30 protein-coding genes are annotated in these 26,019 nt (G+C 68.1%); 14 read left to right on the top strand and 16 right to left on the bottom strand.

What is annotated here, in order from left to right:
* Nucleotides 1-52: 52 nt before the first annotated feature.
* Together BKN51_RS34580 and BKN51_RS34585 are read right to left on the bottom strand one after the other, a co-directional pair.
* A complete protein-coding gene (locus BKN51_RS34580; RefSeq protein WP_101611595.1) occupies nucleotides 53-904 on the bottom strand; it encodes an ADP-ribosylglycohydrolase family protein in 852 nt (283 codons plus the stop codon).
* Between the two features lie 9 nt (nucleotides 905-913).
* On the bottom strand, nucleotides 914-1,918 hold the full coding sequence (locus BKN51_RS34585; protein ID WP_101611596.1) for an AraC family transcriptional regulator: 1,005 nt from the start codon (nucleotides 1,916-1,918) through the stop codon (nucleotides 914-916).
* 54 nt (nucleotides 1,919-1,972) lie between these two features.
* On the opposite strand from BKN51_RS34585, the gene BKN51_RS34590 reads away from it, so the two are divergent.
* Entirely contained in the window at nucleotides 1,973-3,157 is a 1,185-nt protein-coding gene (locus BKN51_RS34590) for a DNA glycosylase AlkZ-like family protein (RefSeq protein ID WP_101611597.1), read from the top strand.
* Between the two features lie 3 nt (nucleotides 3,158-3,160).
* On the opposite strand, the gene BKN51_RS34595 is transcribed toward BKN51_RS34590, so the two are convergent.
* The 3 genes from BKN51_RS34595 to BKN51_RS34605 all read right to left on the bottom strand — a co-directional run bounded on the left by BKN51_RS34595 (nucleotide 3,161) and on the right by BKN51_RS34605 (nucleotide 5,892).
* Nucleotides 3,161-4,438: a M14 family metallopeptidase gene (locus BKN51_RS34595; RefSeq protein ID WP_101611598.1), complete on the bottom strand. Its 1,278-nt coding sequence runs from the start codon at nucleotides 4,436-4,438 to the stop codon at nucleotides 3,161-3,163.
* A gap of 95 nt (nucleotides 4,439-4,533) precedes the next feature.
* Nucleotides 4,534-5,175, bottom strand: coding sequence for a pyridoxine/pyridoxamine 5'-phosphate oxidase (locus tag BKN51_RS34600; protein WP_101611599.1), 642 nt, complete (start codon nucleotides 5,173-5,175; stop codon nucleotides 4,534-4,536).
* A 3-nt stretch (nucleotides 5,176-5,178) separates the two neighbouring features.
* A complete protein-coding gene (locus tag BKN51_RS34605; RefSeq protein WP_101611600.1) occupies nucleotides 5,179-5,892 on the bottom strand; it encodes a hypothetical protein in 714 nt (237 codons plus the stop codon).
* 117 nt (nucleotides 5,893-6,009) lie between these two features.
* On the opposite strand from BKN51_RS34605, the gene BKN51_RS34610 reads away from it, so the two are divergent.
* Both BKN51_RS34610 and BKN51_RS34615 read left to right on the top strand, forming a co-directional pair.
* A complete protein-coding gene (locus BKN51_RS34610; protein WP_101613634.1) occupies nucleotides 6,010-6,534 on the top strand; it encodes a DUF2020 domain-containing protein in 525 nt (174 codons plus the stop codon).
* A gap of 168 nt (nucleotides 6,535-6,702) precedes the next feature.
* A complete protein-coding gene (locus tag BKN51_RS34615) occupies nucleotides 6,703-7,155 on the top strand; it encodes a DUF6918 family protein (RefSeq protein WP_101611601.1) in 453 nt (150 codons plus the stop codon).
* A 279-nt stretch (nucleotides 7,156-7,434) separates the two neighbouring features.
* Here BKN51_RS34615 and BKN51_RS34620 read toward each other — a convergent pair whose 3' ends face one another.
* Nucleotides 7,435-8,136 carry a hypothetical protein gene (locus BKN51_RS34620; RefSeq protein WP_101611602.1) on the bottom strand — a complete coding sequence of 234 codons (702 nt, stop codon included), beginning with the start codon at nucleotides 8,134-8,136 and terminating at the stop codon, nucleotides 7,435-7,437.
* A gap of 89 nt (nucleotides 8,137-8,225) precedes the next feature.
* Between BKN51_RS34620 and BKN51_RS34625 the strand changes: the two genes are divergently transcribed.
* The 3 genes from BKN51_RS34625 to BKN51_RS34635 all read left to right on the top strand — a co-directional run bounded on the left by BKN51_RS34625 (nucleotide 8,226) and on the right by BKN51_RS34635 (nucleotide 10,390).
* Nucleotides 8,226-8,786 (top strand): peptidylprolyl isomerase, encoded by a 561-nt coding sequence (locus BKN51_RS34625; RefSeq protein WP_168214457.1) that lies wholly within the window; start codon nucleotides 8,226-8,228, stop codon nucleotides 8,784-8,786.
* 52 nt (nucleotides 8,787-8,838) lie between these two features.
* The gene (locus BKN51_RS34630; protein WP_101611603.1) at nucleotides 8,839-9,801 is read left to right on the top strand and encodes a rhomboid family intramembrane serine protease; all 963 of its coding nucleotides are present in this window, start codon (nucleotides 8,839-8,841) and stop codon (nucleotides 9,799-9,801) included.
* 100 nt (nucleotides 9,802-9,901) lie between these two features.
* Nucleotides 9,902-10,390, top strand: coding sequence for a hypothetical protein (locus BKN51_RS34635; RefSeq protein ID WP_101613636.1), 489 nt, complete (start codon nucleotides 9,902-9,904; stop codon nucleotides 10,388-10,390).
* Here BKN51_RS34635 and BKN51_RS34640 read toward each other — a convergent pair.
* A complete protein-coding gene (locus BKN51_RS34640) occupies nucleotides 10,375-10,752 on the bottom strand; it encodes a PH domain-containing protein (RefSeq protein WP_101611604.1) in 378 nt (125 codons plus the stop codon). The two genes, BKN51_RS34635 and BKN51_RS34640, sit on opposite strands and share 16 nt — an antisense overlap.
* 118 nt (nucleotides 10,753-10,870) lie before the next feature.
* Nucleotides 10,871-11,137, bottom strand: a complete 267-nt coding sequence (gene crgA / locus BKN51_RS34645) for a cell division protein CrgA (protein WP_101613637.1) — start codon at nucleotides 11,135-11,137, stop codon at nucleotides 10,871-10,873.
* Between the two features lie 343 nt (nucleotides 11,138-11,480).
* On the opposite strand from crgA, the gene BKN51_RS34650 reads away from it, so the two are divergent.
* Genes BKN51_RS34650 through BKN51_RS34660 form a run of 3 tightly spaced genes read left to right on the top strand, consistent with a single transcriptional unit; the run spans nucleotide 11,481 to nucleotide 13,539 of the window.
* Nucleotides 11,481-12,404, top strand: coding sequence for a class E sortase (locus tag BKN51_RS34650; RefSeq protein ID WP_101611605.1), 924 nt, complete (start codon nucleotides 11,481-11,483; stop codon nucleotides 12,402-12,404).
* A complete protein-coding gene (locus BKN51_RS34655) occupies nucleotides 12,404-12,559 on the top strand; it encodes a hypothetical protein (RefSeq protein ID WP_101611606.1) in 156 nt (51 codons plus the stop codon). The genes BKN51_RS34650 and BKN51_RS34655 overlap by 1 nt, the downstream gene beginning before the upstream one ends.
* Nucleotides 12,560-12,561: 2 nt before the next feature.
* Nucleotides 12,562-13,539, top strand: a complete 978-nt coding sequence (locus BKN51_RS34660; protein ID WP_168214459.1) for an LLM class flavin-dependent oxidoreductase — start codon at nucleotides 12,562-12,564, stop codon at nucleotides 13,537-13,539.
* Here BKN51_RS34660 and BKN51_RS34665 read toward each other — a convergent pair.
* The 3 genes from BKN51_RS34665 to BKN51_RS34675 all read right to left on the bottom strand — a co-directional run bounded on the left by BKN51_RS34665 (nucleotide 13,536) and on the right by BKN51_RS34675 (nucleotide 15,499).
* Nucleotides 13,536-13,928 (bottom strand): SCO5389 family protein, encoded by a 393-nt coding sequence (locus BKN51_RS34665; protein ID WP_101611608.1) that lies wholly within the window; start codon nucleotides 13,926-13,928, stop codon nucleotides 13,536-13,538. The genes BKN51_RS34660 and BKN51_RS34665 overlap by 4 nt on opposite strands.
* Before the next feature lie 111 nt (nucleotides 13,929-14,039).
* Complete coding sequence (locus tag BKN51_RS34670) at nucleotides 14,040-14,774, bottom strand: ABC transporter permease (protein WP_101611609.1); 735 nt, start codon at nucleotides 14,772-14,774, stop codon at nucleotides 14,040-14,042.
* A gap of 14 nt (nucleotides 14,775-14,788) precedes the next feature.
* Nucleotides 14,789-15,499 carry an ABC transporter ATP-binding protein gene (locus BKN51_RS34675; protein ID WP_101611610.1) on the bottom strand — a complete coding sequence of 237 codons (711 nt, stop codon included), beginning with the start codon at nucleotides 15,497-15,499 and terminating at the stop codon, nucleotides 14,789-14,791.
* Nucleotides 15,500-15,631: 132 nt separating this feature from the next.
* Between BKN51_RS34675 and BKN51_RS34680 the strand changes: the two genes are divergently transcribed.
* Together BKN51_RS34680 and BKN51_RS34685 are read left to right on the top strand one after the other, a co-directional pair.
* Nucleotides 15,632-17,482 carry a sensor histidine kinase gene (locus BKN51_RS34680; protein WP_101611611.1) on the top strand — a complete coding sequence of 617 codons (1,851 nt, stop codon included), beginning with the start codon at nucleotides 15,632-15,634 and terminating at the stop codon, nucleotides 17,480-17,482.
* Nucleotides 17,422-18,075, top strand: coding sequence for a response regulator (locus tag BKN51_RS34685; protein WP_101611612.1), 654 nt, complete (start codon nucleotides 17,422-17,424; stop codon nucleotides 18,073-18,075). Before BKN51_RS34680 ends, BKN51_RS34685 begins: the two co-directional genes overlap by 61 nt.
* A gap of 360 nt (nucleotides 18,076-18,435) precedes the next feature.
* On the opposite strand, the gene BKN51_RS34690 is transcribed toward BKN51_RS34685, so the two are convergent.
* On the bottom strand, nucleotides 18,436-19,755 hold the full coding sequence (locus BKN51_RS34690; RefSeq protein ID WP_101611613.1) for an FAD-dependent oxidoreductase: 1,320 nt from the start codon (nucleotides 19,753-19,755) through the stop codon (nucleotides 18,436-18,438).
* 111 nt (nucleotides 19,756-19,866) lie between these two features.
* Here BKN51_RS34690 and BKN51_RS34695 point away from each other — a divergent pair, with 111 nt between their 5' ends.
* From BKN51_RS34695 to BKN51_RS34705, 3 genes are read left to right on the top strand one after another with little or no spacing between them, the layout of a single operon-like run.
* A complete protein-coding gene (locus BKN51_RS34695; RefSeq protein WP_101611614.1) occupies nucleotides 19,867-20,511 on the top strand; it encodes an aminodeoxychorismate/anthranilate synthase component II in 645 nt (214 codons plus the stop codon).
* Nucleotides 20,508-21,320 carry an ABC transporter ATP-binding protein gene (locus BKN51_RS34700; RefSeq protein ID WP_174720486.1) on the top strand — a complete coding sequence of 271 codons (813 nt, stop codon included), beginning with the start codon at nucleotides 20,508-20,510 and terminating at the stop codon, nucleotides 21,318-21,320. Before BKN51_RS34695 ends, BKN51_RS34700 begins: the two co-directional genes overlap by 4 nt.
* Nucleotides 21,308-21,952, top strand: coding sequence for a hypothetical protein (locus BKN51_RS34705; RefSeq protein ID WP_101611615.1), 645 nt, complete (start codon nucleotides 21,308-21,310; stop codon nucleotides 21,950-21,952). The genes BKN51_RS34700 and BKN51_RS34705 overlap by 13 nt, the downstream gene beginning before the upstream one ends.
* A 7-nt stretch (nucleotides 21,953-21,959) precedes the next feature.
* Here BKN51_RS34705 and BKN51_RS34710 read toward each other — a convergent pair whose 3' ends face one another.
* From BKN51_RS34710 to BKN51_RS34725, 4 genes are all read right to left on the bottom strand, one after another.
* The gene (locus BKN51_RS34710) at nucleotides 21,960-22,376 is read right to left on the bottom strand and encodes a type II toxin-antitoxin system VapC family toxin (protein ID WP_101611616.1); all 417 of its coding nucleotides are present in this window, start codon (nucleotides 22,374-22,376) and stop codon (nucleotides 21,960-21,962) included.
* A complete protein-coding gene (locus BKN51_RS34715) occupies nucleotides 22,373-22,645 on the bottom strand; it encodes a type II toxin-antitoxin system Phd/YefM family antitoxin (RefSeq protein ID WP_101611617.1) in 273 nt (90 codons plus the stop codon). The genes BKN51_RS34710 and BKN51_RS34715 overlap by 4 nt, the downstream gene beginning before the upstream one ends.
* Nucleotides 22,646-22,737: 92 nt before the next feature.
* Nucleotides 22,738-24,711: a Stk1 family PASTA domain-containing Ser/Thr kinase gene (gene pknB / locus BKN51_RS34720; RefSeq protein WP_101613639.1), complete on the bottom strand. Its 1,974-nt coding sequence runs from the start codon at nucleotides 24,709-24,711 to the stop codon at nucleotides 22,738-22,740.
* The gene (locus BKN51_RS34725; protein WP_101611618.1) at nucleotides 24,708-26,018 is read right to left on the bottom strand and encodes a protein kinase domain-containing protein; all 1,311 of its coding nucleotides are present in this window, start codon (nucleotides 26,016-26,018) and stop codon (nucleotides 24,708-24,710) included. Before BKN51_RS34725 ends, pknB begins: the two co-directional genes overlap by 4 nt.
* Nucleotide 26,019 lies beyond the last annotated feature (1 nt).

Consider the following 26,019-nt stretch of genomic DNA (forward strand, 5'->3'; position numbering starts at 1 on the left):
TCTGCCGAAACCGGCCCGCGGGCACGTCCGCGTTCCGTGGAGTTCGCCTACGTCAGATGTGCAGCAGCCGCTCGTCGAGTCCCGCGAGGTAGTCGCGGCCGAACTCGCCGTTCTCCAGGTCGCGCCACAGCACCGGCGGAAGATCCTGCGCCACCTCGGGCGAACGGGACGCGGCTGCCAGCGCGATGGTCGCCGCGGTGTCGACGTCGCCGGTGAACGCGACGCAGGTGTGGAGCATCCGGGCGAGCCCGCCACCATCGGCGAGCACGGTCAGCGCGGCGCGGACGCTCATCCAGCCCTGCGGCCCGATCTTGCCCGGCCACGGCAGCGCCCAGCCGCCGTGCCCGACGTCCTCGGGAAGGATGCCGTCGATCCATCGCGCGACCTCGGCCACCGGGCCGAGCCGGTGGTGGCAGTAGTGGACGGCGAGCGCCGCCGCCTGCGCCGCCGCGATCCCGGCCGGGGTGTCGTGCGTGATCCTGGCCTGCAGTTTCGCGTGGTAGAGGACGTCGTCGACGGTCGGCAGGACCCCGATCGGCCCGGCGCGCATCGCCGCCCCGCTCTTGTCGCTCTGCGGCTGGAGCCGTCGCAGCAGCTCTTCGCCGTCCTGGACTTCGCTCAGCAGGTGGTGGAACCGCGGCGCGTAACCCTCGTGCGGATCGCGGTGGTACGCGCGGACGAACTGCTCGGCGAGCAGCAGGGGCGTCCAGCGGCGGCCTGAGACGAGCAATTCGGCGATCGCGATCGTCATCTGCGTGTCGTCGGTGTAGCGACCGGCCGGGACGCCGAGATAGCCGGGATGGCGTACATAGCCGGCCAGCGTGTTGTGCTCGGCGACGAAGCTCGGGTACGCGTGCTCGAACGAGCCTCCGTACGCGTCGCCGATGGCCAGTTCGACCAGCATCCGTCTCCCTCAGGCCGTGAGTCGTGCCGTTTCCGAGGGAAGTTTGCCGTAGGTGTCGCGGTAAAGACCGGAAAACCGGCCGAGATGCGTGAAGCCCCATCGCAGCGCGACGTCGGTGACGGTGCCTTCGGCGCGCCCCTGCGCGATCGCGAGCAGATCCTGGTGCACGTTGTCGAGCCGGACTCGGCGCAGGTACTCCATCGGCGTCATCCCGGCTTCGGTGCGGAACGCCTGCTGCAGCGCGCGGACGCTGATCCGCGCGGCCATCGCCAGCTCGCCGATCGAGACCGGTTCGGCGGCGTGCTCCTCGCAGTAGGTCATCGCGCGGCGGACCGCCGTCGATCTCGGCCGGGGCCGTTCTTCGGCGAGTTCGCCGGACCGCGAATGCGGCTGGGTGTCGAGCAACCCGTGCAGCAGCAGCTTCTCGAAATGGGAGGCGGCCAGCGGCGACCGGTCGAACAGCCCGGACGCGGCGGTCTCGCCGAAAGTGTGGAGCAAGGTGAGCCATTGGCTCATGCCCGAGGTCTCGACGATCGCCGGATCGAAGTGCAGGGCCGACGTCGGCGCTTCGCCCAGCCGTTCGCGCATCGTGTCCGCCACCAGCTGTTTGCCCATCCGGAGCAGCAGGATGTCGGGATGGTCGTACCTGGTCTGGAACGGCGTTTCCGGACCGGTCACGACATGTCGCGACGGGATGATCTCGCCGTCGATCTTGACCTGGCTCCGGCCGCCGAGGGTCACGATCACGGTGTACGCGTCCGGGGTCTCTTCACCCTGCAGGATGACGTCGGAGTCCAGCGTCAGCTCGTAGACCGAGAGACCGCAGGGGTCGATCCCGGGGACGCGCAGACCGCTGAGCTGGGAAATGTCGAAGGAACCGGTGGGCGCGGGGGTGTGCAGCTTGACCGTGTCCGGCGCGAGGAACGCCTGGAAAGTGTGCTCGAGCTCGTCGAAGTCGTCGCCGGTGACCACCGTCGACGCGATCGGGGACCCTGCCGAGAACCGCTTGCGCACCTGTCGATCGTGCCAGGCTGCGCGAAGACGTGTGATGCCCATACCGTGGGAGCCATGGCGACCGACAAGCTGCGCGCGTGGTGGGCACATCGGCAAGGTCTCGACGGATCGCTGCACGGGGCTTCGGCGGCCGACGTGCTGGAGCGAACCGGCTGGATGCGTTCGGTCGGCGGTTCGGCGCCCTACCTCGGGTTGTTCGCCAGGGCCCGCCTCGATCGAGAGACGGTCGACGCGGACGTCGCCCGGCTCGCCATCCACGAACTGCCCTCCGCTCGCGGCTGCACCTACATCCTTCCGTCGGTGGATTTCGAACTCGGCCTGACCGTCGGCGCCGGGGCACCGGCGGGTGAACTCGCGGCCGCCGAGAAGTACCTCGGCGTCACGCAGGCCGAGATCGAGCAGTTGTGCGTCACCGTCGCCGACCTGCTCGACGCGTCGGCCGAACCGCTCGACCCGGCCGCGATCAAGGACGCCGCCGGGCCCGCGGTGCGCAATCTCGGCGAGGCGGGCCGCAAACGCGGCACCACCACGACGTTGCCGCTCGCGCTCGGCCTGCTCCAGGTCCGCGGCGAAATCCGCCGGGTCCCGGTCAACGGACGGCTGGACCAGCAGCGCTACGGCTATGTCCGCTGGACGCCGTCCCCGCGCGGCGGACTGCCCGATATGGACACCGCGCAGGCCGAGCTGGCCAGGCGGTACTTCTCGTGGGCGGCCCCCGCGTCGCTCAAGCACTTCCGCTGGTTCTCCGGGTTCACCGCGGCTAACGCCAAGAAGGCCGTGGCACAGCTGGACCTCGTGCCTCTCGACGGTACCGATCTGCTGATGCCCAAGGACCTCGCGGACGAGTTCGCCGCGTTCACCGTGCCGGCGGAACCGTCGTACGCGCTGCTCGCCGGGGTCGACGGCATCCACCTCCTGCACCGGGAGATGTCGAGGCTGCTCGACGACGCCGACGCCGGGCGGCCGGTGCCCGGTGGCCGCGCGGGGGAGACGCTGGGCGGGCAGGCGGATCCGCCGAGCCATCTGATCGTCGATCGAGGGCGCTTCGCCGGCTTGTGGGAGTTCGACACCGAGACGAACAAGATCGTCTACAAGGTGTTCGGGGACGAGGACGCCGCGTTGCGTGACACGGTCGCTGCGACCCAGGAATTCGTCCGCGACCGGCTGGGCGACGCCCGGAGCTTCAGCTTGGATTCGCCGAAGAGCCGGGCGTCGCGAGTGGCCGATCTCAGGGCTTGAGCGTCAGGCCCCGGCCTCGTTGATCAGGATGTCGACCGCCTTGTCGTTGCGAGCGGTCTGCTCCGGGATCACCGAAGCGGGCGGGTAGAAGCCGTCGATCCCGCCGTCCTTCGGGTACATCTCGAAGGTGTAGCTGAGGATCTTGTGCTTGCCCCACGCCCAGTCGTTGACGTCGCCGTCGGTGACGTACAGATCGCTGGACTGCTCGGGCGTGTAGCCGTTGGTGGCGGCCATCTTCTTGCCGACGTCGGCGAAGCGCTTCGCTTCTTCCTCGTTGAGGCCGGTGTCGGTCTCGGCCTTCGTGTAGCCGTACGGCCAGAGCACGAGTTCCGAGAAGGTGTGGAAGTCGATGTGCGTCTTGATCTGCTGCGCGCCACCGACCACCCGGGAGTTCACGAACTCCGCGACGGCCTTGGTCTCGGACTCGGAGAACGCCGACGGGCCGTGGTAGTCCTCTGCGGACGGGCTGTTGCTCGACCCGCCGCAGCAGTTCCACTTGTAGTCCCAGTTGCGGTTCGGGTCGGTGCCGACGGCGCTGCTGCCCGGCACCGGCTTCCGCGTCTTGCGCCAGCCCTGGTACTCGCCACCGGTGATGTCGTACTCGGAGCCGTCCGGGTTGACGTTCGGGATCACGTAGATCTCGTGCTCGTCGACCATCTTCTTGATGGCGGGGTCGGTCGCGTACCCGCTGGTGAAGCGCTGCACGATCCGCAGGCACATCTCCGTGGTGAGGTGCTCGCGCGCGTGCTGGTTGCAGGTGAACAGGACCTCGGGCTCGTTCTCGTCCGTACCCGCGTTGTCGCTGATCTTCAGCAGGTTCAGCTCGCGGCCTTCGTAGGACTTGCCGACACTGGACAGCGTCGCGATGTCGGCGTGGTCCTTCGCGGCTTTCTGCAGCTCAGCGGTTGTTTCGGCGTAGGTGTGGTACGCCTCGTCGCCCGGCGGGAAGTCGCCGGCGACCGCCGCGGTGCCCGCCCGGCCGCTTCGTTGTTTCAGCATGCTGTCGAAGTCGCCGAGCGGCTTCAGGCTGAACCCTTCCGCGCGCAGGCTCGCGGCCTGACCGGGGGTGGCGACCACGGTCAGCGCGTCACCGCGCGAGCCCGCGACGTCGACACCGGTGCGGTTGACGGCGGTGCGTTTGTCGGGGGTGGAGGCACCCTCCACCGAATACAGCCCTCTCGCCGGGTCGCCGGTCTGGGCGCTCGCGACGGGCGTCGTGACGGCCAGCAGGGCGAGCCCTGTGGCGGCCAAGGCGCCCCCGATGCGACGGCGTGTGGACATTTCGCCTCCGAACGATCTGGGGACTTGGGTGCCGTTCACCGTCGCCGAAGTGAATCATCCACGACAACCCGACGATCGTCGTTCCCAATTGCCGTTTACGGCCAGAGGCGTTCTTTGACCCAGAGTTCGTTCTCGCGCCGATAGCGGAGACGCTGGTGCCGCCTGTCATGGCTGGCCTGCCAGAACTCCACTTCGGACGGCGTCACCAGATAGCGCGTCCAGGTTTCCGGTGCCACGCCCGGATTCTCCTCGACCCAGCGGCGCGCTTCCTCGGCCGCGTCGTCGAGGTCGGCCGGATCTTCGAGCACCTGGGACTGCCTGCCGATGAACGCCTCCATCCGGGACGCCGGCGGCCGGGCGGTGAAATCGGCCGCGGAGACCTCGGGATCGGCGGGCGAGACCGGGCCGCGCAGCCGAACCTGACGGCCGCGTCCCGGCCAGAAGAAGGTCAGCGCGGCGTGAGGATTCTTCGCCAGCTGAACGCCTTTCGGGCTTTCGGAACTCGTCGCGACCGCCCAGGTGTCCTCGTCGACGGCCTTGAGGATCACGACCCGCGCGTCCGGAATCCCGTCGGCGTCCACTGTGGACAGAGTGACGGCGTGCGGCGCCAGTACGTGCTCCCCGGCTTCGTACAGCCACTCCAGGAACAGCTCACGGGGCGTGCCCGGGGTGCTCCCCGGATCGAACTCCGGCAGTTCTTCGGGAAACGAAGGCCAGCCGCGCAACTTTTCGGTCACCGGTCAGTACCCCGGCGGGCGCTGGCCGTGCTGCGGATAACCGGGCGCGGGCGGCGGATAGTGCGGCGGATGCTGGCCGGGCGGCGGACCCTGCGCGGGCGGCGGTCCGACCGGATACTGCGGCTGCGGCTGCCAGCCGGGAGGCGGCTGCTGACCGGGCGGCGGCATCGGCGGTCCCGGCGGCATCGGCGGCTGCTGGCCCTGCGACTGCGCCCACTGCACCTGCTGGAAGACCTCGGCGGGCTGCGGGAAACAGAACGTCAGCTTCGCGTTGACCGAACCCTGCACCGCCGCGCCCCACAGCTTCCCGCCGACGAACGCGTACATCTGCGCGGCCGAAACGTCCACGGCCACCATGCGCGTCTCACCGCCGAACTGGTTGCCGGACTTCGCCGACGCGGCCTGCGCGGCGTCCGGATACACCCGGTCACCGATCAGGCCCGCGATGACCACCGAAGCCGCCGTCCAGCCGACGGTCCCCATCACGTTCGCGCGCGCGTGCTGCGTCGCCAGGCCGGTGAAGTCGTACAACGCGGGAGCGGTCACCTCCGGGATCGCCGCGGCGACCACGCAGTAGTTCATCGTCGACATCATCACGGATTCGGTGAACAGGCCGACGACGGCCGCGCTGGGGCCGATCTGGACCGTGTTCAACCGGCCGCCGCTGCGCTGGATGCGTTCCGCCACCGCACCCAGGTATTGCTCTTTGCTGAGCACTGATGCCTCCTGAAGACCGCTACGCACCGCCATCGTCGCATGAACAGGGCCGATGGTTGCGGCGACGTGAGGATCCGATCTGCTTCACTGGGCGCCGCTCTGCTTCACTGGACCATCATGCGACGTCTTCTGATCTTGTCGCTCGTCGTGCCGCTCTTGGCGGCCTGCGGGCCGACGGAGCAGCCGCGGTCCGCGGCGAGCTCGCCCGCGCCGTCGAGTACTCCGGCGCCCCAGATCCCGCCCTCGCCGGAACCCACCGGCAAAGGCCCCTGCCCGTACCTCAGCGCCGACCGCGTTTCGGACGCCAACGGGCAGAAGGTCTCCAAGGTCAAGACCTCGGCCGACCAGCCGCATCCGACCTGTTTCTTCTACGCGCTCAGCGGGAAACTGCAGCTCACCGTGCGCGTGTACGTCGGAGAACCCGCCGTCGCCAAGGCACTGGTCGACCAGGCCGCCCCCATCGACACCTCCAACCCGGCCGACGAACCGGCGGGCTGGAAAGGCGGCTACCAGCCGTCCGGTGACGGCGCCGTTTACGCCGTCGCGAAGGGCGGGAACGCGGTAGTCGTGACCACCAACCAGAAGCAGAGCGTCAAGGCACGTACGGTGGCGAAGGAGGCTATCGGTGAGCTGCAGCTCTAGGTAGTGGTATCCACACGTCAGAGTGAAGTTGATCTTGTACTACCCTGTGCCGCACGCGCGAGGGTTCGCGGGACCCAGCGCAACGCCAGATCCGGCGGAGGCCGCCTTGCGGTGTGGCTCGGCGGCACAAAAGATCATTTCTCCCCATAAGACAAAAGGACAGGTTTCGTGGCTGACACCCTCAAGGAAATCTTGCTCGACTCCACCCGTCGCCCGGCGGTCGTGAGCGACTTCGAAGGTCTCGTCGACGCCGAGGTTTCGGACAAGGGCGGCGTTTCGGGTGCCGTCGTGAAGACCGGCTTCGCGGCCGTCAAGAAGATCAAGCCGGGCATCATCCCCTCCGCCGTCGACGCGCTGCTCGACGACTTCACCGGTGCCCTCGAGCCGTTCTACGGCGACTACAAGGCCAAGGGTGGCAACGACTTCGGTGCCTACCTGGTCGGCCGCGGCGACGAGGCCGCCGACGCGCTCCTGTCGGTCACCGACGCGCGCGCCGACAAGAGCAGCCGCGACAGCATCAAGAAGGTCTACGGCAAGCTGCGCCCGAACGGCAAGAAGAACGTCGAGGAGGCCCTTCCCCGCCTCGGCCAGCTGATCGACAAGCACGCTGCTGCTGTCTAATCGCGCGCTGACGTAAACGCGCCGAAGGGGCGTCGATCCGCTTCCCACTCACGTGGGGCGGAGAGGCGCCCCTTCATCGCGTTTACGTGGGCCTTCGGCCCAAGGGAGGGCGCGCGACTGGTGAAGTCTCGCCGTCGCGCTGGCGCGCTATCGGCGAGACAGTCCGCCGGTGCTGTTGTGGGCGCGTTGATCTTCGGGGCTTGGACGTGAAAGGGCCGTCCAGTGACCTTGTGGGTCACTGGACGGCCCTGGCGACAAGCAGAAGACGGAGGTTGGGCGTCAGTTCTTCTTGTCGGCGGAGCTGGTCGAGGCCTGGTGCCCGTTCTTCGGGGTACCGGGCTTCGGGGCCGCGGGCTTCGCCGGAGCCGGACCGGAAGCGGCAGGCTTCGCGGCAGGGGGCTTCGGCGCGGCCGCCGCCGGAGCGGCGGGCTTCGCGGGGGGAGCGGGCGGAGCCTTCGGCGGCGCGGGCGCGACCGGCGGCTCCTGCTTGGAACGCAACGCGTAGGCGGCTCCGGCGCCGACCACCGCGATGCCGATGACCCACGGCCAGCGACGACGCTTGCGCGTCCCCTTGGCAGCGGACTTCGCCTCGACGAGCGCGGCCTTGAAGTCCTTCTTCGCGGCCTTGAAATCCTTCTTGCCCCGGCGCTTGGACTCGCCGGTGGACTTCGCGGCCAGGATCGCGGCCTTGCGCGCCTTGCGACCCGGCTTCCGCATCTCGGAAAGCCTGGCCAGCGCCTCCTTACGAGCCGCCTTGGAGCTCCGCTTGAGCTCCTTGCGGGTCAGTTCCGTCTTCTTCGCGAGCTTCTTGCGCGCGCGACGGCTGGTCTTAGCGATCTCACCGGCGCTCTCGGAGAGCTTCTGCTCGGCTACCTCGACGGCGTGGGCGGTGGCTTCCTTACCCGCCTCAACCGCACGTTTGCGCAGGCCGAGCGCGCCGGCCTTCGCCGACTCGCTCACCGAATCTGCGGCCCGGGTCATGGCCTTCACCTCATCAATCGTTTTGATTCTGCTTCGTTGCTTGTAACCTATCGTGCCCCTTTTCCCCAGATCTTGCCGCAGATGGCACGATGAAGCTCGTGACTGAAAGCAAGGGATCCCTCATTGGTGGCGCGTTGAAGGCCACTCTGCACACCAACCAGGGTGACATCAACCTGAACCTGTTCCCCGACCACGCGCCCAAGACGGTCGCGAACTTCGTCGGGCTCGCCGAGGGCAGCAAGGAGTACACGCAGCCCAACGCTCAGGGCGAGAACTCGGGCCCGTTCTACAACGGGTCGATCTTCCACCGCGTCATCGACGGTTTCATGCTCCAGGGCGGCGACCCGACCGGCACCGGCCGCGGTGGCCCCGGCTACAAGTTCGGCGACGAGTTCCACCCGGAGCTCCAGTTCTCCAAGCCGTACCTGCTGGCGATGGCCAACGCCGGACCCGGCACCAACGGCTCGCAGTTCTTCATCACCGTCGCGCCGACGACGCACCTGAACTTCAAGCACACGATCTTCGGCGAGGTGGCGGACCAGGCTTCCCGCGACGTCGTCGACGCCATCGGGCGCACGGCGACCGGTCCGGCCGACCGTCCGCTGCAGGACGTCGTCATCGAGAAGGTCAGCATCAGCCGCGAGGGCTGACAACGCTGATCACACGGCCTGATACGGGGGATTTCGGTAGGTTGGTGGCATCGTGAGCCAACCACCGAATCCCCAGTACCAGCAGGCCGCCATGCCCGGCTGCTGGTGGCACCCGAACCGGCCGACCGGGCTGAGCTGTTCACGCTGCGAGCGTCCGGCCTGCCCGGATTGCCTGCGCGAAGCCTCCGTGGGCTTCCACTGCACCGACTGCGTGCAGGCGGGCCGCCAGCAGGACCGCGTCCAGCAGAAGCAGTACCGCGACGCCGGTTACGGCGCGCGCACTCTCGCCGGCGCCCAGCAGCCTCGGACGGCTGTCGTGACGCCGGTCCTCTTGGCGCTCAACGTCATCATCTTCTTCATCACCGTCGCCCAGGCGGGTAGCATCTCCGAGAACTTCTACTCGGAGGTCTTCCAGTACGGCCAGCTGTCGAATTCGGCGGCGCTGGTGGACGGCGAGTGGTGGCGGATCTTCACCTCGGGGTTCCTGCAGTTCGGCCTCCTGCACATCGCGAGCAACGCCTTCTCGCTGTGGTTCGTGGGCCGCCCGCTCGAGACCGCGCTCGGCCGCATCCCGTTCGTCGCGCTCTACTTCGTCTCGATGCTCGGCGGTTCGGTCGCGAACCTGGTGTTCACGGACCTCAACGCACCCCCGGTGATCGGTGCCTCGGGCGCCATCTTCGGGCTCATCGGCGCGTACGCGGTCATCGTCATCAGGCTGCGGCTCAATCCGACGTGGCTGCTCGTCATGCTCGGGCTCAACGTCTTCATCACGTTCCAGGTCCCGGGGATCTCCGTCCTCGCGCACGCGGGCGGTTTCATCGCCGGTCTGGTGACGACCTTCGCGCTGCTCTACGCGCCGGAGAAGAACCGCCTCATGTGGCAGATCGGCGGGATCGCGATCGTGGTCGTCGCGCTGATCGGGCTTCTGGTCTGGCGGGACGTACAGACGGCTTCCAGTGTCTGCGGGGGCGTCCCCGAGGCCGGCAGACTCGTCTACCGGTGCTACCCGGCGTAGTCCCGGTTCCCCCGAGTGGGTTATGCGATTACCCGGTGGAGAAGCAACATGACTGGGTACCTTCACGTTGATCGGCAACATCATCACCGTGGGGGTTGAGATGAAGATTCGCAAGGCAGTCCTGATCACCGCCGTCGCCGCGCTGGCTTCGGCGCTGGTGCCCTCGGTCGCGCAAGCAGGCGAGGCCGCGGAAACCTGCCAGACCTACACCAAACGCTATTTCCTCGGCTCGGGCAGCGCGATCACGCTGCGTGTCGCCTACGTCGATGCGGCGTTGAAAATCTGCTTCGGCGATCCCGGTGTCACTTCGTCGGTGGCGACGCAGACCGTCGGCACGACGGGGCCGGGCGCGGCGAGCGGCTGGGAGGTCACCGCCGGTCAGGCGGTGGTGGAAGACCAGCGGCCGCGGCACGTCAAGGCGAAGTTCAGCGGGTCCTTGCGGACCTGCGTCGTGAAGATCAACCCGATCTGCTCGCCGGCGTCGCCGTACGAGATCTTCGGGGAGTACGCGCCGCCCGCGGTCGGACCGGCCGTTCCGGGCTGGTCACACGGCCCGAACGGCGACGTCCACTACTACGACAACGCCTGACCCTTGAGGGCGGTGAGGACGTCCAGGACGTCCCTGGGGTCCTCGCCGAGGTCGATCCGGCCGAACACCAGCAGGTGTTCGCCGGATTCGACCTCGAGGGTCAGACTGTCCCGGCCGAGACGGCGCGTCGTGCGCAGCCGGAGCCGGGCTTCGGTCCACGAGTAGCGGTGCGCGCCGCCGACGGTCCTGGCCAGGATTCCGTCGGGACCCGCGGCCAGCCGGGGCCGGAGCAGGGTCCCGTGCAGCGCCAGCGCGCCCACGGAGAGCATCGCGACCCCTGTCAGCACGGTGCCACCGACGTCGCCGCCAATGGACAGCCACGCCACGCCTGCCAGCAACAACAGGGTGATCACCCAGGCCACTACCACAACGTTCTGCTGCGGCGCCCACGAGGTGGGGTAGTTATCCACAGGGGTTATCCACACTGGGGATGAGTCACACCGGTGTAATTCGGCGTCAAGCCGCCAACCGGGGTAATGCTCACCGCCACCGCATCGTCATGAGCAGCCCGGCGATCATCAGCACAAAGCCGATCGCGAAGTTCGTGTTGCCCAGATCCGCCATGAAGGGGATCTTGTCGCCCGCGATGTAGTTGACGACCAGCCACATCAGGCCGACCAGCATGAGACCGAACATCACGATCTTGTAGAACAGGTTCGACGGGCCAGCGGCCTTGACCTTCACCGGCGTGCGGCGGTCGGTCGGCGGGGTGTACGCCGTCTTCTTGCGGACCTTGGACTTAGGCATCGTGTTCCTCGCGTACTGTTCGGCTTCCCTGGTGGCGATGACCCGCTTTCGGGTGCGCAACCAGCGCCACGTGCACACGTTAACGTAAACGAGCGCCGCTGGGCACCGTCCGGGACCGGTCGATTTCCCGCACTGTGACAATGGTGTCACACACGGTTCGACACTGTGCTGGTTCGACACTGCGGCTTGGTTCGAGACTGAGGAGCTTTGCGTGGCTGAGCGGGAAGAGCCGGGCGGGGACCGTCGGCGGTACTCCGAACGACCACCCGGTGAAGGCCGGCCGGTGCCGCACCGGAGGCCGCAAGAGGGCAGGTCACCGGACGGGCCACCGCCGCGACGCCGGATGGACGGGCCTCCGCCGCGCCGTCGTCCCGTGCCGCCGCCGGGGTCGACCGAGGAGACCGTGATCTTCGAACCGGTCGGCGGTGGTGTCGCGACCGAGGAACGCCCGCCCCGGGAACTGGGCAAGGGCGGAGTCGCCGTCCGGACCGTCGGAGAGCTCCTCATCACCGCCGGGCTGGTGGTGCTGCTGTTCATGGTCTACGAGGTCTACGTGACCGACCTCTTCTCCGCGGGCAAGCAGTCGGAGGCGAGTTCGGAGCTGGACGGCGACTGGTCGAAGGACCGGCAGCTGCATCCGGATCTGGTCGACGGGAAGGCGTTCGCCAGGATCCACATCCCGGTGTTCGGCGCCGACTTCAACTTCACCATCCAGGAAGGCACCACCGAGGCCGCGCTCGAGGTCGGGCCGGGCCACTACAAGGGCACCGCGCTGCCGGGCGAGCCGGGCAACTTCGCCATCGCCGGCCACCGGGTCGGCAAGGGCGCGCCGTTCAACGATCTGGACAACCTCACCTCGTGCGACCAGATCATCATCGAGACGCAGACCGACTTCTACATCTACAAGGTGCTGCCCTACAAGGACGAGGTCGAGGGCTGGGCCGCGGGCAAGGGTGCCGACCCGAAGTGCAAGAACGTCGGGACGCTGCGTAACCCGAACGCCGTCGACGGCGGCGCCTACGGCGAGACCAACGGCCGCCGCATCGTGTTCCCGACCAAGGGCGACACGGTGAACCCGGTGCCGTACAAGGATCCGGAGATCCTGCCGAAGGCCGATCAGGTCTCGCTGCTCACGCTGACGACGTGTCACCCGAAGTTCTCGGCGCGCGAGCGGCTCATCATCCACTCGGTGCTGGCCCAGCAGGTGCCGAAGAACCAGGTGGGCACCTACGCCGAACTGCTGCCCAAGATCTCGGAGGCGCGCTGATGTACGGCTGGATCTGGCGCAAGCTGCCGGGCCCCTTCGCGGCGAAGCTGACCATGGCGGTCGTGCTGGCGCTCGGGATCGTGGCGTTGCTGATGTTCGTCGTCTTCCCGTGGCTGGAGCCACGACTGTGGTTCAACGAAGTGAGCGTCCAGTAGGCGTGCGGTTCGGCGTCTTCCTCGTCTCCGGCCGGTTCCCCGGGCAGGAGGACGCCGACGTCCTGCGCAGGTCGGTCGACGCCGCCGTCGCCGCCGAGCGGGCCGGGTTCGACGACGTTTGGTTCGCCGAGCACCACTTCATGCCGTACGGCGTCTGCCCGTCCGCGATCACCCTCGCCGCGCACGTGCTCGGCCGCACCGAGCGGATCGCGGTCGGTACCGCGGTGAGCGTGCTGTCGGTCGCGCATCCGGTGGCGCTCGCGGAGCAGTGGTCGCTGCTCGACGCCGTTTCCGGCGGACGGCTGCGGATCGGCGTCGGTCGTGGTGGCCCGTGGCAGGACCTCGAGGTGTTCGGCACCGGGGCGTCCCGCTACGAAACGGGGTTCGAGGAGAGCCTCGATCTGCTGCTCGCCGCGATGACTTCGGAGACCGTCTCGGCCGACAGCGACCACTTCGAATTCCGTGAAGTGCCGATGGTGCCGCGGCCACAGCGCGCTCCGCGCCTGGTCGTGGCCTGCGGCGACGCCGGATCGAGCTCGGTCCGGCTCGCCGCCGACCGCGGCCTGCCGATGCTGCTCGGCCTGCACACCGACGACGAAGGCAAGATCGAAACCCTTGCCGCGTACGGCGATCCCGCCGCCGGACATGTCTCGACGGTGATGTGCCAGGTGGGGGACGACGCGCTGGACGTCGTGCGGTCGGCGTTGCCGGGCTCGTTGAAGGAGGGGTTCGCCGGCCATGTGTACCTCGACGGACGGCGAGGGCTGGAGAAAGACCCTGTTTCCTACACCGACCGGTTGTGCGAGATGCATCCGATCGGCGGTGTGGAGTACTGCGTCGACAGGCTGGGAACGAGCATCCGGCGTACCGGGGTCTCCCACGTGATCATGATGGTGGAAGCGTCCGGTACGCCGGAGGGAACACTCGAGAACATCGCGCGGATCGGGGAAGAGGTACTACCCGCGCTGCGGAACGGTTAGCAGTCGCGGAATTCCGGGCTCTGGTTCAGCAGCTGGCCGCGCACCGAAACGAACGCGCGGTACCGGTCACTGTCCACTTGGGACCTTTTGAACACGGCGACCCGGTGGCAGTTCTGGAACGCCAGCTTCACGCCGAAGTGCCGTTCCAGTCCGCCGCGGATGGCGTCCGAGGCCAGCGCCCGCAGCAGCTGACCGCGTTCGGCTTCGCTCGGCGGCGGCGTCTCGTTGTCGGCGAACCCGTCGGCCGCGCCCTCGGCCTCCGCGATGACACCGGTGATCACGGTCCAGGCGTACGGCAGGGATTCCCGGACGCAGGCGACGAATTCGGCGTCGGAGACCTCCCCGCGCTCGGCCTTCTCAAGCAGCGCGGGCGATACATCCAGAGACATCGAACCTCCGAGAGAGACGCAGGTGAACGTGGGCCGTCTTCCTGACTACTCACCTGCGGCTCGGCCCACAAGAGAAAACGATCATCATCACCACTTTGGCGGAAGCCGTCGTCACTCCCAGCGAAAAAGCTTCGCCGCCAGGACACAACTGCCCACCGCGAAAGCCGCCAAGACGGCGAGTTGCAGCGGCTGGGCGCCGGCGCCGGTCCAGGCGTCCTCCATGGCCTTGACGCCCGGCGGGACGTACGCGCCGATGTTCTGGACGACCTCCGGCAACAACGGACGCGGCAGGTAGACACCGCCGAGGAACATGATCGGGATGTAGGCGATCATCGCGATCCCGCCCGCCGCGCGGCCGGTCTTGGCGACCGACGCGGCGATCAGCCCGAAACCGAAGATCGCCGTCGTGCCGAGGGCGAACGCGAGCAGGAAGCCGAGCGGATGCCGCGGCCCGGGGACGTCGAAGACGGCGGAGCCGAGCACGATCATCAGGCCGACCCCGGCGATCGTGACGGAGACGTTGATGATCAGCTGTGCCACCAGCAGTTTCGCCGGACGCACCGGCGTGGTGGCGAAGCGGCGGAGGATGCCTTGTTCGCGATAGGTCGCGATCACGGACGGGATCGCCTGCAGACCCATCAGGGCGATGGTGAGCACCACCAGCGAGGGCACCCACGCGTCGATGAATCGCATGCCCGGTGTCTTCTCGCTCTCCGTTCGCAAGGCCGGGATGGCGCCCAGACCGAGCAACAGCACGGTCGGCGACAGCAGCCCCGAGAGGACCCAGATCGGTGACCGCAGCGCCAGTTTCGTTTCGGTGAAAGTGATCTTGGTGAGCGTGTTCACTGTCCTTCTCCCTTTCAGTCGCGGCCGGTCAGGGTCACGAAAGCGTCGTCCAACGAGGTTTTTCCGGTGCGGTCGCGGAGGTCCGCGGGGGTGCCGGTGGCGACCACGCGCCCGGCGTCGAAGACCGCGAGGCGGTCGCAAAGGCGTTCGGCCTCGTCCATGAAGTGCGTGACGAGCAGGACGGTGACGCCCGCGTCGCGCACGCTCTCGACGAGCTTCCAGGTGTCACGGCGGGCGTGGGGGTCGAGTCCGGTGGTCAGCTCGTCGAGGACGGCGACCTCGGGGCGGCCGACCAGCGCGAGCGCGATCGAGACGCGCTGCTTCTGCCCGCCGGAAAGCTTGCCGAAGTACTTGTTCCGCTGGTCGGTGAGCCCGAGCTTCGCGAGCAGGTCACCGGTGTCGGCGGGGTTCGCGTAGAAGGAGGCGTAGAGGTCGAGCGCCTCCTGGACCTTGAGCTTTTCCGGCAGGCGGCTTTCCTGGAGCTGGGAGCCGAGGCGCTGCCGGAGAGCGGCGTGGTCCTTGCCGGGGTCGAGGCCGAGGACCGAGATGCTGCCGGAGTCCGGCGTCCGCAGTCCCTGGAGGCATTCGACGGTGGTGGTCTTGCCCGCGCCGTTGGTCCCGAGGATCCCGAAGATCTCGCCCTGTTCCACGTGGAACGAAACGTCGTCGACCGCGACGTGCTCCCCGTACGTCTTGCGGAGGTTGGTGACTTCGATGAGTGGCATGCGAAAAACGTTATGGCGCAAGGGGTCTGGCCAGAATGGCGCTGAGACCACAACCGGGGTGGAGCTGGACCCACCCCAGTCGTGGCGCTGTGGCCACTGCGTTCGGGCCTGCCGGTGAGCGAGACTTCACGCATGATTCGCAAGTACCTCACCTCGGTGCGCCGCGGCCTCGTGCTCGCGGGGCTCGCCCTGGTGAGCTGGCTGGACCTCCTCGTCGAACTGGTGGGTTTCTGCCTGCTTTGCCTGGGGCTGGTCTTCGCGTACACGCTGGCCCTGGAGGGAATGCGTCCGCGCGCCGCGCTCACCCGGCGGCTGTCCGGACGCTGGTGCGGTATCGAGGTCGAGCCGCCCTATCGGCCCGCCCCGCCGGAGCCGGAACGCGAGCGAGATGGCTGGTACCGCGAAGGGAACAGCCTGTTCAAGCGGTCTTGGTTCATCAAGTGGACCAAACGGTTCGAGTGGATCTCCGACGATCCGGCGACCGGCCGCGACCTGGGCTGGCAGCTGTGGAATCCGTTCGCGGGTCTGTTGCTCGTGCCTGCCGTGCTGCTGACCGGACCGCGCGCGCTGCGGGCGTACGGCCACTGGACCCGATGGTGGCTCGGACCTCGCGCGTCTCAGAGCGGCGAAGGCTGGCTCAGGCGGCATCTCAAGGCGCTGGGCCACCAGATGGGCCTCTTCGGGCTTTCGGTCGCGCAGCTCGGGATGTCCGTCCCGACGATGCTCGTGCTGATCGGGCCGGCGCCGGCGTTCCCCACGCTGGTGATCGCGGGCCGGACGGTGACCGACACACTGCGCCGTGAGGCCAGGAACTGGACCGGTGTGCGGATCGACCGCCCGTATCTGCCGGAGCCGCCGTTCCCCGTCCCGCGGCCGGACGGGATGTACCAGTACCGGCGGCAGCTGTACGACACGCCGTGGTGGCCCGCGCGGCTGGACCGGTTGCGCTGGGTGATGCGGGACAGGGCGACCTGGCGTGACCTGGCGGGCGCGGTGGTCAACTCCGTCGTCCTGTTGCTGATGATGCTGCCGACGGCCGCGCTGGTGCTCTTCGGGTTCATGGGTTTCCTGGCACTGTGGGTGTGGCGGCCGATCGCCCAGTGGACGGACACCTCCTGGTCGACCACGCAGTGGTTCTCGATGATCGGGTTGCCCGAAGCGACCACGCACGGGCAGGCGCTCGCGCTGACTCCGGTCGCGGTGGCGGCTTTCGTGGTGGGCTTGGTCGCGACACCGTGGCTGGCGCGTCAGGAGGCTCGCTTCGCGAAGCTGCTTCTGGGGCCGACGGAAGCTTCGCGGCTGGAACAACGTGTCGAGCGGCTTAAGCAGACGCGGACGGACGCGTCGGTGGCGCAGGCCGCCGAGATGCGGCGTATCGAACGGGATCTGCACGACGGGGTCCAGTCGCGGCTGGTCGCGATGGGGATGAAGCTGGGCGCGGTCGAGGCGCTGATCGACACCGATCCGGCCGCCGCGAAACGGCTCGCCGCCGAGTTGCGGCAGACGTCGTCCGAAACGTTGACGGAGGTGCGGTCGCTGGTGCGGGGGATTCACCCGCCGGTGTTGTCCGAGCGCGGTCTCGGCGACGCGGTGCGGGCGATGGCGCTGGACAGTCCGCTGCGGGCTTCCGTGAGCGGTCTGCTGCCTCGGCTCGAACAGCCCGCGGAGGCGTGCGCGTACTTCGCGGTCAGCGAGTTGCTGGGCAACGCGGCGAAGCACGGTGAAGCGCGGAAAGTGTCGATCGAGCTCGGTTACGACGACGGTGTGCTGCGGATCGAGGTGGCCGACGACGGGAAAGGCGGCGCGAACGCGGCACGGGGCAGCGGGATTCGCGGGATCGAACGCAGGCTGGGCGCCTTCGACGGTACTTTTGCTCTGACCAGCCCGCCCGGCGGGCCGACGAAGGCGACCCTGGAGATCCCGTGTCAGCTCGACCCCGATGCGTCGTCGCCGAGGACCAGTACCTCCTCCGGGACGGATTGACGCATTTGCTGACGGCACACGGTTTCGACGTCGTCGAGGCGGTCGGGACCGGGCCGGAACTGGAGCGGGCGCTGCGGGCGCACCGTCCGGACGTCTCGGTCGTGGACGTCCGGATGCCGCCGACGCTCACCGACGAGGGCTTGCAGGTCTCGTTGGCGGTGCGACGCGACATCCCCGGATTGCCGATTCTCGTGCTGTCACAACACGTCGAGCAGCTCTACGCGCGGGAACTGCTGGCCGACGGCGCCGGCGCGATCGGCTATCTGCTGAAGGACCGGGTCTTCAACGCCGACCAGTTCATCGACGCGGTGCGGCGGGTGGCGGGCGGCGGGACCGCGATGGATCCCGAGGTGATCGCGAAACTGGTGGCGGGCAACGCCTCCGACCCGCTGGCGGCCCTGACCCCGCGCGAACGCGAAGTGCTCGGATTGATGGCCGAGGGCTGTTCCAACGCCGCCATCGCCGGGCGGCTGCACTTCAGCGAGGGGGCGGTGGGGAAGCACACCGCGAACATCTTCGCGAAGCTCGGCATCGTCGCTTCGGACGACACGAACCGCCGGGTGCTCGCGGTCCTGGCGTACCTGGGTTCCTGACCTGGCGGGCTGTCAGTCCGCGGCCTCGCGGGAGGCTGCTGAGGGTGGGGGGTGTGTGGAAATAGGGACGTTGAGTGTCCCTATTTCCACACACCCCCACCGGATTCGACCGTTCACGCAGGACTGTGTGGATTTCTGGTCGCCCAACGCACCAAAATCCACACAGTCCGCTCGCACACCCACCCCGAAACGCCAAGAAGGACCCCACGCTCGGTGAGGCCCTTCATGACTTGCCCGACAGTTGTCCACAACCCTTCCCGGCTGTGGACAACCCCGTCTGACCAGCCCTTTTCCCGATGCCAGCCGGTAGACTGGGTTCGGGGCCGCCCCCTGGGACGGGTGGGGGGCTGGGTAGGTGAGTCAAGAGCGGGAAATGTGGGTCATTTCGTCGCGTTCCACGACCTTGACGCGTTCGCGGCCGTGCGGGACGCCGAGGGACTTTTCGTGGGCGTCGAGTTTGCCCCAGCCTTCCCAGGTGGTGAAGGGAACGCCGCGCTCGGCGAGGAAGCCGAGGATCGCGTCGGGATCGTCGATGGCCGGGGCCGTCAGGTTGTCGGCGTCGGCCAGCAGGCTCGCGATCGTCTCGGCCGCGTCGCCCTTGGTGTGACCGATGAGGCCGACGGGGCCACGTTTGATCCAGCCGGTCACGTAGACGCCCGGCACCTGGTCCTCGTCGATGTCCAGCACCCGGCCCGCCTGGTTCGGCACGGTCCCGGTGGTGTGGTCGAACGGGATCTCCGGCAGGTGTGAAGACAGGTAACCCACCGCGCGGTAGACGGCCTGGACGTCCCAGTCGTGGAATTCGCCGGTGCCGCGCGCATTGCCGTCACCGGTCAGTTCGGTGCGCTCGGTCCGCAGGCCGGTCACCTTGCCGTCCTCGCCGACGATCTCGCACGGCGAGTGCAGGAAGTGCAGGTGCAGCCGCTTCGGCCGGTCACCCTGGTCGCGGATCGCCCACTCCTGCAGCGTCTTCACGACCATGTCGATCTGCTTCGACGCCCGCAGTGCGGTGATGCTGCCCTCGTCGAACTCGATGTCCTCCGGGTTCACGATGACCTCGACGTTCGGCGAGTGGTCCAGCTCGCGGAGTTCGAGCGGCGTGAACTTCGCCTGAGCCGGGCCACGACGCCCGAACACGTGCACGTCGGTGACCGGGCTGGCCTTCAAGCCCTGGTAGACGTTGTCCGGGATGTCGGTGCTGAGCAGCTCGTCAGCGGTCTTCGCGAGGATCCGGGCCACGTCGAGCGCCACGTTCCCGACACCGAGAACGGCGACCGAGGTCGCGTTCAGCGGCCAGGTGCGCGGCACGTCCGGGTGCCCGTCGTACCAGGAAACGAAGTCGGCGGCGCCGTAGCTGCCGTCGAGGTCGATCCCGGGGATGTCGAGCGCGCGGTCGGCCATGGCGCCGGTCGAGAAGATCACCGCGTCGTAGAACTGGCGCAGATCGTCGAGCTTGAGGTCGGTCCCGTAGTCGACGTTGCCCAGCAAGCGGATGTTCGGCTTGTCGAGGACCTTGTGCAGGGCGGTGACGATGCCCTTGATCCGGGGGTGGTCGGGCGCGACGCCGTACCGGATCAGCCCGAACGGCGCCGGCATGCGCTCGAACAGGTCGATCGTCACGTCGGCGTCGGACTTGTCGAGGATGTCGGCGGCGTAGATGCCGGCCGGACCGGCACCCACGATGGCTACACGAAGAGAACGGCTCACCCCTACCACGGTAAGTTAGGTTGCCCTAACAATCATTGTGATCTGGCGTACGGTCCACCTGCTGGGAGCCGCTAAGCTGAACGCATGCGCGTGCTCGTCGTCGACAACTACGACAGTTTTGTCTACAACCTGGTCCAGTACCTGGCCCAGCTCGGCGCCGACTGCACCGTCTGGCGTAACGACGTCGTGGAGATCGACAAGCTCGGCGAGTTCGACGCGGTCCTCGTCTCTCCCGGTCCCGGAACCCCGGAACGTGCTGGTCAGAGCATGGACGTCATCCGCAAATGCGCCGACGAGCGCATCCCGATGCTCGGCGTCTGCCTCGGCCACCAGGCCTTGGGTGTCGTCTTCGGCGCCACCGTCGATCGCGCCCCCGAACTGCTGCACGGAAAGACGAGTCAAGTCCACCATTCGGGCGACGGAGTGCTCGCCGGACTGCCCGGTGAATTCACCGCCACGCGGTACCACTCGCTGACCGTTTTGCCCGAAACGATCGACAGTGCCGTGTTCGAGATCACAGGCCGCACCGAGTCCGGTGTCGTGATGGGCATGCGGCACCGCGAGCTGCCGCTCGAAGGCGTCCAGTTCCACCCCGAGTCCGTGCTCACGCAGGGCGGGCACCGGATGCTGGCGAACTGGATGGCGTCCGCCGGGCACCCGGTCTCCGACGCCACGGTCGAAGAACTCGAACAGGCGACTCGCGCGCTGCAGAAGGCCGCTGCTGCGTGACCTCGCTGATCCGGCTCGAAGGAGTCGGTAAGCGTTACGGCCGCGGCGAACCCGTACTCGTCGACGTCGACCTCGACGTCCCGGCAGGCCGCGTCATCGGCATCCTCGGCTCGAACGGCTCGGGGAAGTCGACGCTGCTCAGGATCCTCGCGGCACTTTCCCGTGAAACCTCGGGAACCGTCGTCGGCAGCCCCCGTGTCGGCTACCTGCCGGACCGTTTCCCGGCGGGGCAGCGGATGAGTGCCAGGGCCTATCTGCGGCACATGGCCCGCATCGACGGCCTTGTCGACTTGTCGGCCATCGACCCTTTGCTGGACAGGCTCGCGCTGGTCGGCGGGCCGGACGCGCCCTTGCGGACCCTGTCGAAGGGCAACGCCCAAAAGGTCGGCCTCGCCCAAGCCGTCCTCGTCCGGCCGGAGCTGCTGATCCTCGACGAGCCCTGGTCCGGCCTCGACGTCGAAGCCCACACGGTGCTCGGCGAAATTGTCGCCGAGACCAGGGAACGCGGCGCGAGCGTGGTCTTCACCGACCACCGGGCCGCCGCCGTGCACGCCCACGCCGACGACGTCCACCGGATGGACGCCGGCCTCCTGACCCGCGTCGAATCCGCGGCGAAGGCCGAAAACGCGACCAGGATCGTCCTCCACGGACCCGGCGGCGACTGGTCGTCGGAACCCGGCGTCAGCCAGGCCGTGACCGAGGGCGAAAGAGTCGTTCTGACGGTCGAAGCCGGGCACACGGACGCCGTCCTGCTGCGCGCGCTCAACCGCGGCTTTTCGGTCCGGGAGGTGGCGCCGTGCTCGCCATGACGCGCTACTACCTGGCGCTGCTCGGCCATTCCCAGCGCTATCTCCCCGCGATCCTCGCCTACCTCGCGGTCAACACCGTGCTCTACACCGATCCGAAGTCGCCGCTGCTGCCGCAGTACGGGATCAGCGCGGGTTCGCTCCTGGTGGTCTCGTGCTGGCTGACGATCGCGATGCTCGACGTCGAGGATCCGGTCCAGCGGCTGGTGACCTTCAGCCACGCCCGGCGCTGGCGATCGGTCCTCGGCGGCGCCGCACTGGCGGTCTTCGGCTGTGCCGTCGTGCTGATCCTCGTGACGGTGCTGTGGTCCGGCCTCCGGACCGGCGGCTTCACGATCGGCACCTTCGCTCTCGGTGCCGCGGTCCACGCGTTGTGCGCGCTGTTCGGGATCGCGATCGGCCTGCCCTGTTCACGGCTGCTGATCCCGCGCGTCGGCTGGTCCGTGCTGGCCGCGATCTTCGCCCTCGCGGCCGTGCTCCTGGTGAAGTGGCTGCCGCTGGCCAATCCGCTCCTGCGCGCCTTGACCTCGCAGCAACCTGTGGCCGGTCCGTTCACAGTGGCCGTGGTGGCGGCTTTCGTCGTCTTGCTCTTGAGCGCGACGGCCGTCGGCTACCTGCTTCGCCGCAACGCCTGATGCCGCTTCAGTCCGTGGCCGACTGCGCGGGGAGGGCGATCACCTTGACCAACGGCGCCAGGTCGGTGAAATCGGGGCCGTTTCGGGTGACCAGAGGAATTCGATGGATCGCTGCGACCGACGCGATGAGGAGATCCATCCGCCGTCCGCGCGGCTGTCTGCCGCCGTCGAGCACCATGGCGTAAAGCTGGCCGTACATGCGAGCGGCCTCCGGCGTGAACGGGAGGCAGATCATCCGTGCTTCCACTCGTTGGAGACGGACCAGACGAGAGGCCCTGTCGCGGGGCCGGGCCGCGCCGTGCACCCCGGCGGCCAGCTCCGCCAAGGTGATCGAGCTGATGGCCGCGGGAGCGTCGAGCGCGAGTTCATCGGGACGAGGCAGGGCGATGACAGCCGAAGTGTCGAGCAGAACCGCTTCTGTCACTGCTCCGACTCTCCCGGGCCGCGGTGCGGGTCAGGATCCGCCGCGCGATCGACGTCCGCGAAGAACTGTTCAGGATCCTCCGGTGGAAGATCGCCGAGAAGCTCGATCAGTTCGCCGAACGGAACAAAGGTCGGTTTCTGACTGTGCGGCACGATATCCGCGACTGGCGTGCCGTTGCGCGTGAGAACAAAGCTGTCCCCTTCTTCGATGGCACGCATGATGTTCGGCGTGTCGTTGCGCAGTTCGCGTTGAGTGATCTGCCGGACCATTCCTTTAGTGTAGCGCTTCGTAGCGACATGGCGACGATGGCATGAAAGGGCCCCGCACGAAACCGTGCGGGGCCCTTCCTCGATCTGTCCTACTATCCGCCGCTACCCGGGATGGGGAAGCCGTTCGACTTACTCGACGTTGTCGGCGTCTCGTCGCCTTCGACGATGAACAGCGTGATCGGCGCGTTCTTCGCGACCTTCGCACCGGCCTGCGGGTTGGTCTTGCTGACCTTGCCCGCGTCGTCCCGGTCGCCGTTCTTGTCGGCCTGCGTGTTGATCTGGCCGCTCCAGCCCAGCTGCTGCAACTGGCGGGTGGCCTGCTCCTCCGTCATGCCCTTCAGGTTCGGCATGTCGAAGGTCTCCTGGCTGCCGTCCGACACGGTCACCGTGACCACACCGCCGACGGCGAGCTTTCCGCCGTTCGGGGTCTGCTCGATGACGGTGTCCTTGGGCTCGCTGGAGTTGGCGGTCTTGAAACTCGGCGTGAACCCGGCCTGCCTCAGCCCGGCGTCGGCCTCGGACTTCGTCTTGCCCTTGAAGTTCGGGACCGTCTTCAGTTCCTTGGACTTCCCGACCGTGATGTCGACCTTGGAGCCCTGGTCGACATCGGCCTGCGCGCCGGGGTTCTGCGAAAGGACCTTGCCCGCGTTGTTCGGCTCGTCGGTCTCCTGCTCGGTGGTCACCCCGAGCAGCAGACCCGCACTGGTCAGCGCAGTCTCGGCCTCGCTCTGGGACTTGCCCTTGAGGTCCGGGGTCTTGACCTTGCCCGGCTTCGCGCCGATGGTCAGCGTGATCTTTTCCGTGGTCAGCGTCATCTGACCTTGGGCGGGGTTGATCGCGATGACCTTGTCGATGTCGTTCTCATCGCAGGCGGGCAGGCCGTTGGCCGCTTGGCCGGTGCAGGGGACCTTCTTGCTGTCCTGCGAGGTGAAGCCCGCATCACGCAGTGTGCTCTTCGCCGTCGCTTCGGACTGGCCGAGCACACTCGGGATCGCCTTGCTCTCCGCGCCGGTGCTGTTGAAGGCGTTGGACAGCCACATGATCAGCAGCACCACCGCCGCCAGCGAGACGACGAGGCCGGCGATCAACCAGGCGCGGCGCTTCTTCTTCGCGGCCGGGTCTTCGTCTTCTTCCTCGTACTGGTCGTAGCGCTGCGGCGCCCGGCGGTCGGAGTCCATGACCTGGGTGCGCTCGTCCTCCGACATCACCATCGGCGCGGCGGGCCGCTGGCCGGACAGCGTGCGGACCAGGTCCGAACGCATCTCCGCCGACGACTGGTAGCGGTTCGCCGGGCCCTTCGCGAGCGCCTTGAGCACGACGGCGTCGAGTTCCGGCGCCACGGCCGGGTTCACCGACGACGGCGGGTTCGGGTCTTCCCGGACGTGCTGGTACGCCACCGCCACGGGGGAGTCGCCGGTGAAGGGCGGCTCGCCGGTGATGAGTTCGTACAGCACGCAGCCCGCGGCGTAGACGTCGGAACGCGCGTCGACGGACTCACCGCGGGCCTGCTCCGGCGAGAGGTACTGCGCCGTGCCGATCACCGCGGCGGTCTGCGTCATCGCGGACTGCCCGTCGTGCATGGCGCGCGCGATGCCGAAGTCCATCACCTTGACGGCGCCGTTCTTCGTGATCATCACGTTCGCCGGTTTGACGTCGCGGTGCACGATGCCGTGCCGGTGTGAGAAGTCCAGCGCCGCGCAGACGTCGGCCATGACCTCCATCGCCCGCTTCTGCGACATCGGGCCTTCGGTCTTGACGATGTCCCGCAGAGTCCGTCCCTCGACGAACTCCATGACGATGTAGGGCAGCGTGCCGAACTCGGTGTTCGTCTCGCCGGTGTCGTAGACGGCGACGATCGCCGGGTGGTTCAGTGCCGCCGCGTTCTGTGCCTCACGACGGAAACGTTCTTGGAACTGGGGATCCCGCGCCAGGTCGGCGCGCAGGATCTTGATCGCCACCTCCCGGCCCAGGCGCACGTCGTGGCCGTGATGGACCTCGGACATGCCTCCGTAGCCGAGCGTGTCTCCCAGCTCGTAGCGGTTGCTGAGCAGTCTTGGTGTGCTCATCTCTGCGTGCCGTTCCATTCCGTCCAAGGTTTGCTGCTCATCATTCCTGGATTGGCCTGCCCGGCCGACTCCTCGGTGCTGCCCTCCGCCGGCCCCGCGGGATACGCGGATGTCGGTGAAGGACCTACAGACTTCTTACCCGGAGCCGGTGCCTGTTCACTCGTGTCCACGCCGCCCGACTGCGGTCCGTTGCCCGAACCGACCAGTCTCACGATGAGGAAGGCTCCTGCCACCAGTACTGCGATCAGGATCACCGCGAGCAGCACCCACCAGCCCCATTGTGGCCGCTTGCCGGGCAGACGGCGGACCGCCATCGGGGGCGGGCCGGTGACCGGGTGCATCGCCGGATGCGACGCCGGTCCGACCGCCACCATCGGGTTCGGCGGCGAGTGCGGACCGGGCGGTCCCTGCTGCGGCATCAAGGGCGGCTGGCCCGCGGCGTAGGCCACGTTGACCAAGCCCGACGGCGTCGGCAGCGGCAGGCCGGCGCGGACCGCGGCCACCGCGGCCGCGAACTCGCCACCGCTGTTGTACCGCTGTCTCGGATCCTTGATCAGGGTCGCTTCGATGACCGCGCGGGTGCCCGGTGGCACGTCCGGCGGCAGCGGCGGCGGGAGGTCGCGGATGTGCATCATCGCGACCGTCACCGCGTTCTCCGAGAGGAACGGCCGGTGCCCGGTCAGGCATTCGTAGCCGCAGACGGCCAGCGAGTAGACGTCGCTCGCCGGTTCGGCGTTGTGCCCGAGCGCCTGCTCGGGGGCGATGTAGTGGGCGGTGCCCATGACCATGCCGGACCTGGTCACCGGGGCGGCGTCGGCGGCCTTCGCGACACCGAAGTCGGTGATCTTCACCTGCCCGGCCGGGGTGACCATGATGTTGCCCGGTTTGACGTCGCGGTGCACCAGACCGGTTTCGTGCGCGGCCTGCAACGCGTTCCCGGCCTGTTCGAGGATGTCCAGGGTGCGCTCGGCGTTCAGCCGTCCTTCGCGGGTGATGATCGCGGCCAGCGGATCGCCTTCGACCAGCTCCATCACCAGGTACGCGATCGACAGCTCGTCCGCGACGGTCTCGCCGTAGTCGTGCACCGCGGCGATGCCGGGGTGGTTCAGCGACGCCGTCATCCGGGCCTCGGTCCGGAAGCGGTGCAGGAACTCGGCGTCGCCGGACAGCTCCGCCTTGAGGATCTTGACCGCGACCGTCCGGTCCAGCCGCGTGTCGCTGGCCTGCCAGACCTCGCCCATCCCGCCGACGGCGATCCGGTTCGTCAGCTTGTACCGGTCGGCCAGCAGCTGACCCGAGGACAGCATG

Origin of the sequence: Amycolatopsis sp. BJA-103 (assembly GCF_002849735.1) — a bacterium.
Classification (GTDB): Bacteria; Actinomycetota; Actinomycetes; order Mycobacteriales; family Pseudonocardiaceae; genus Amycolatopsis.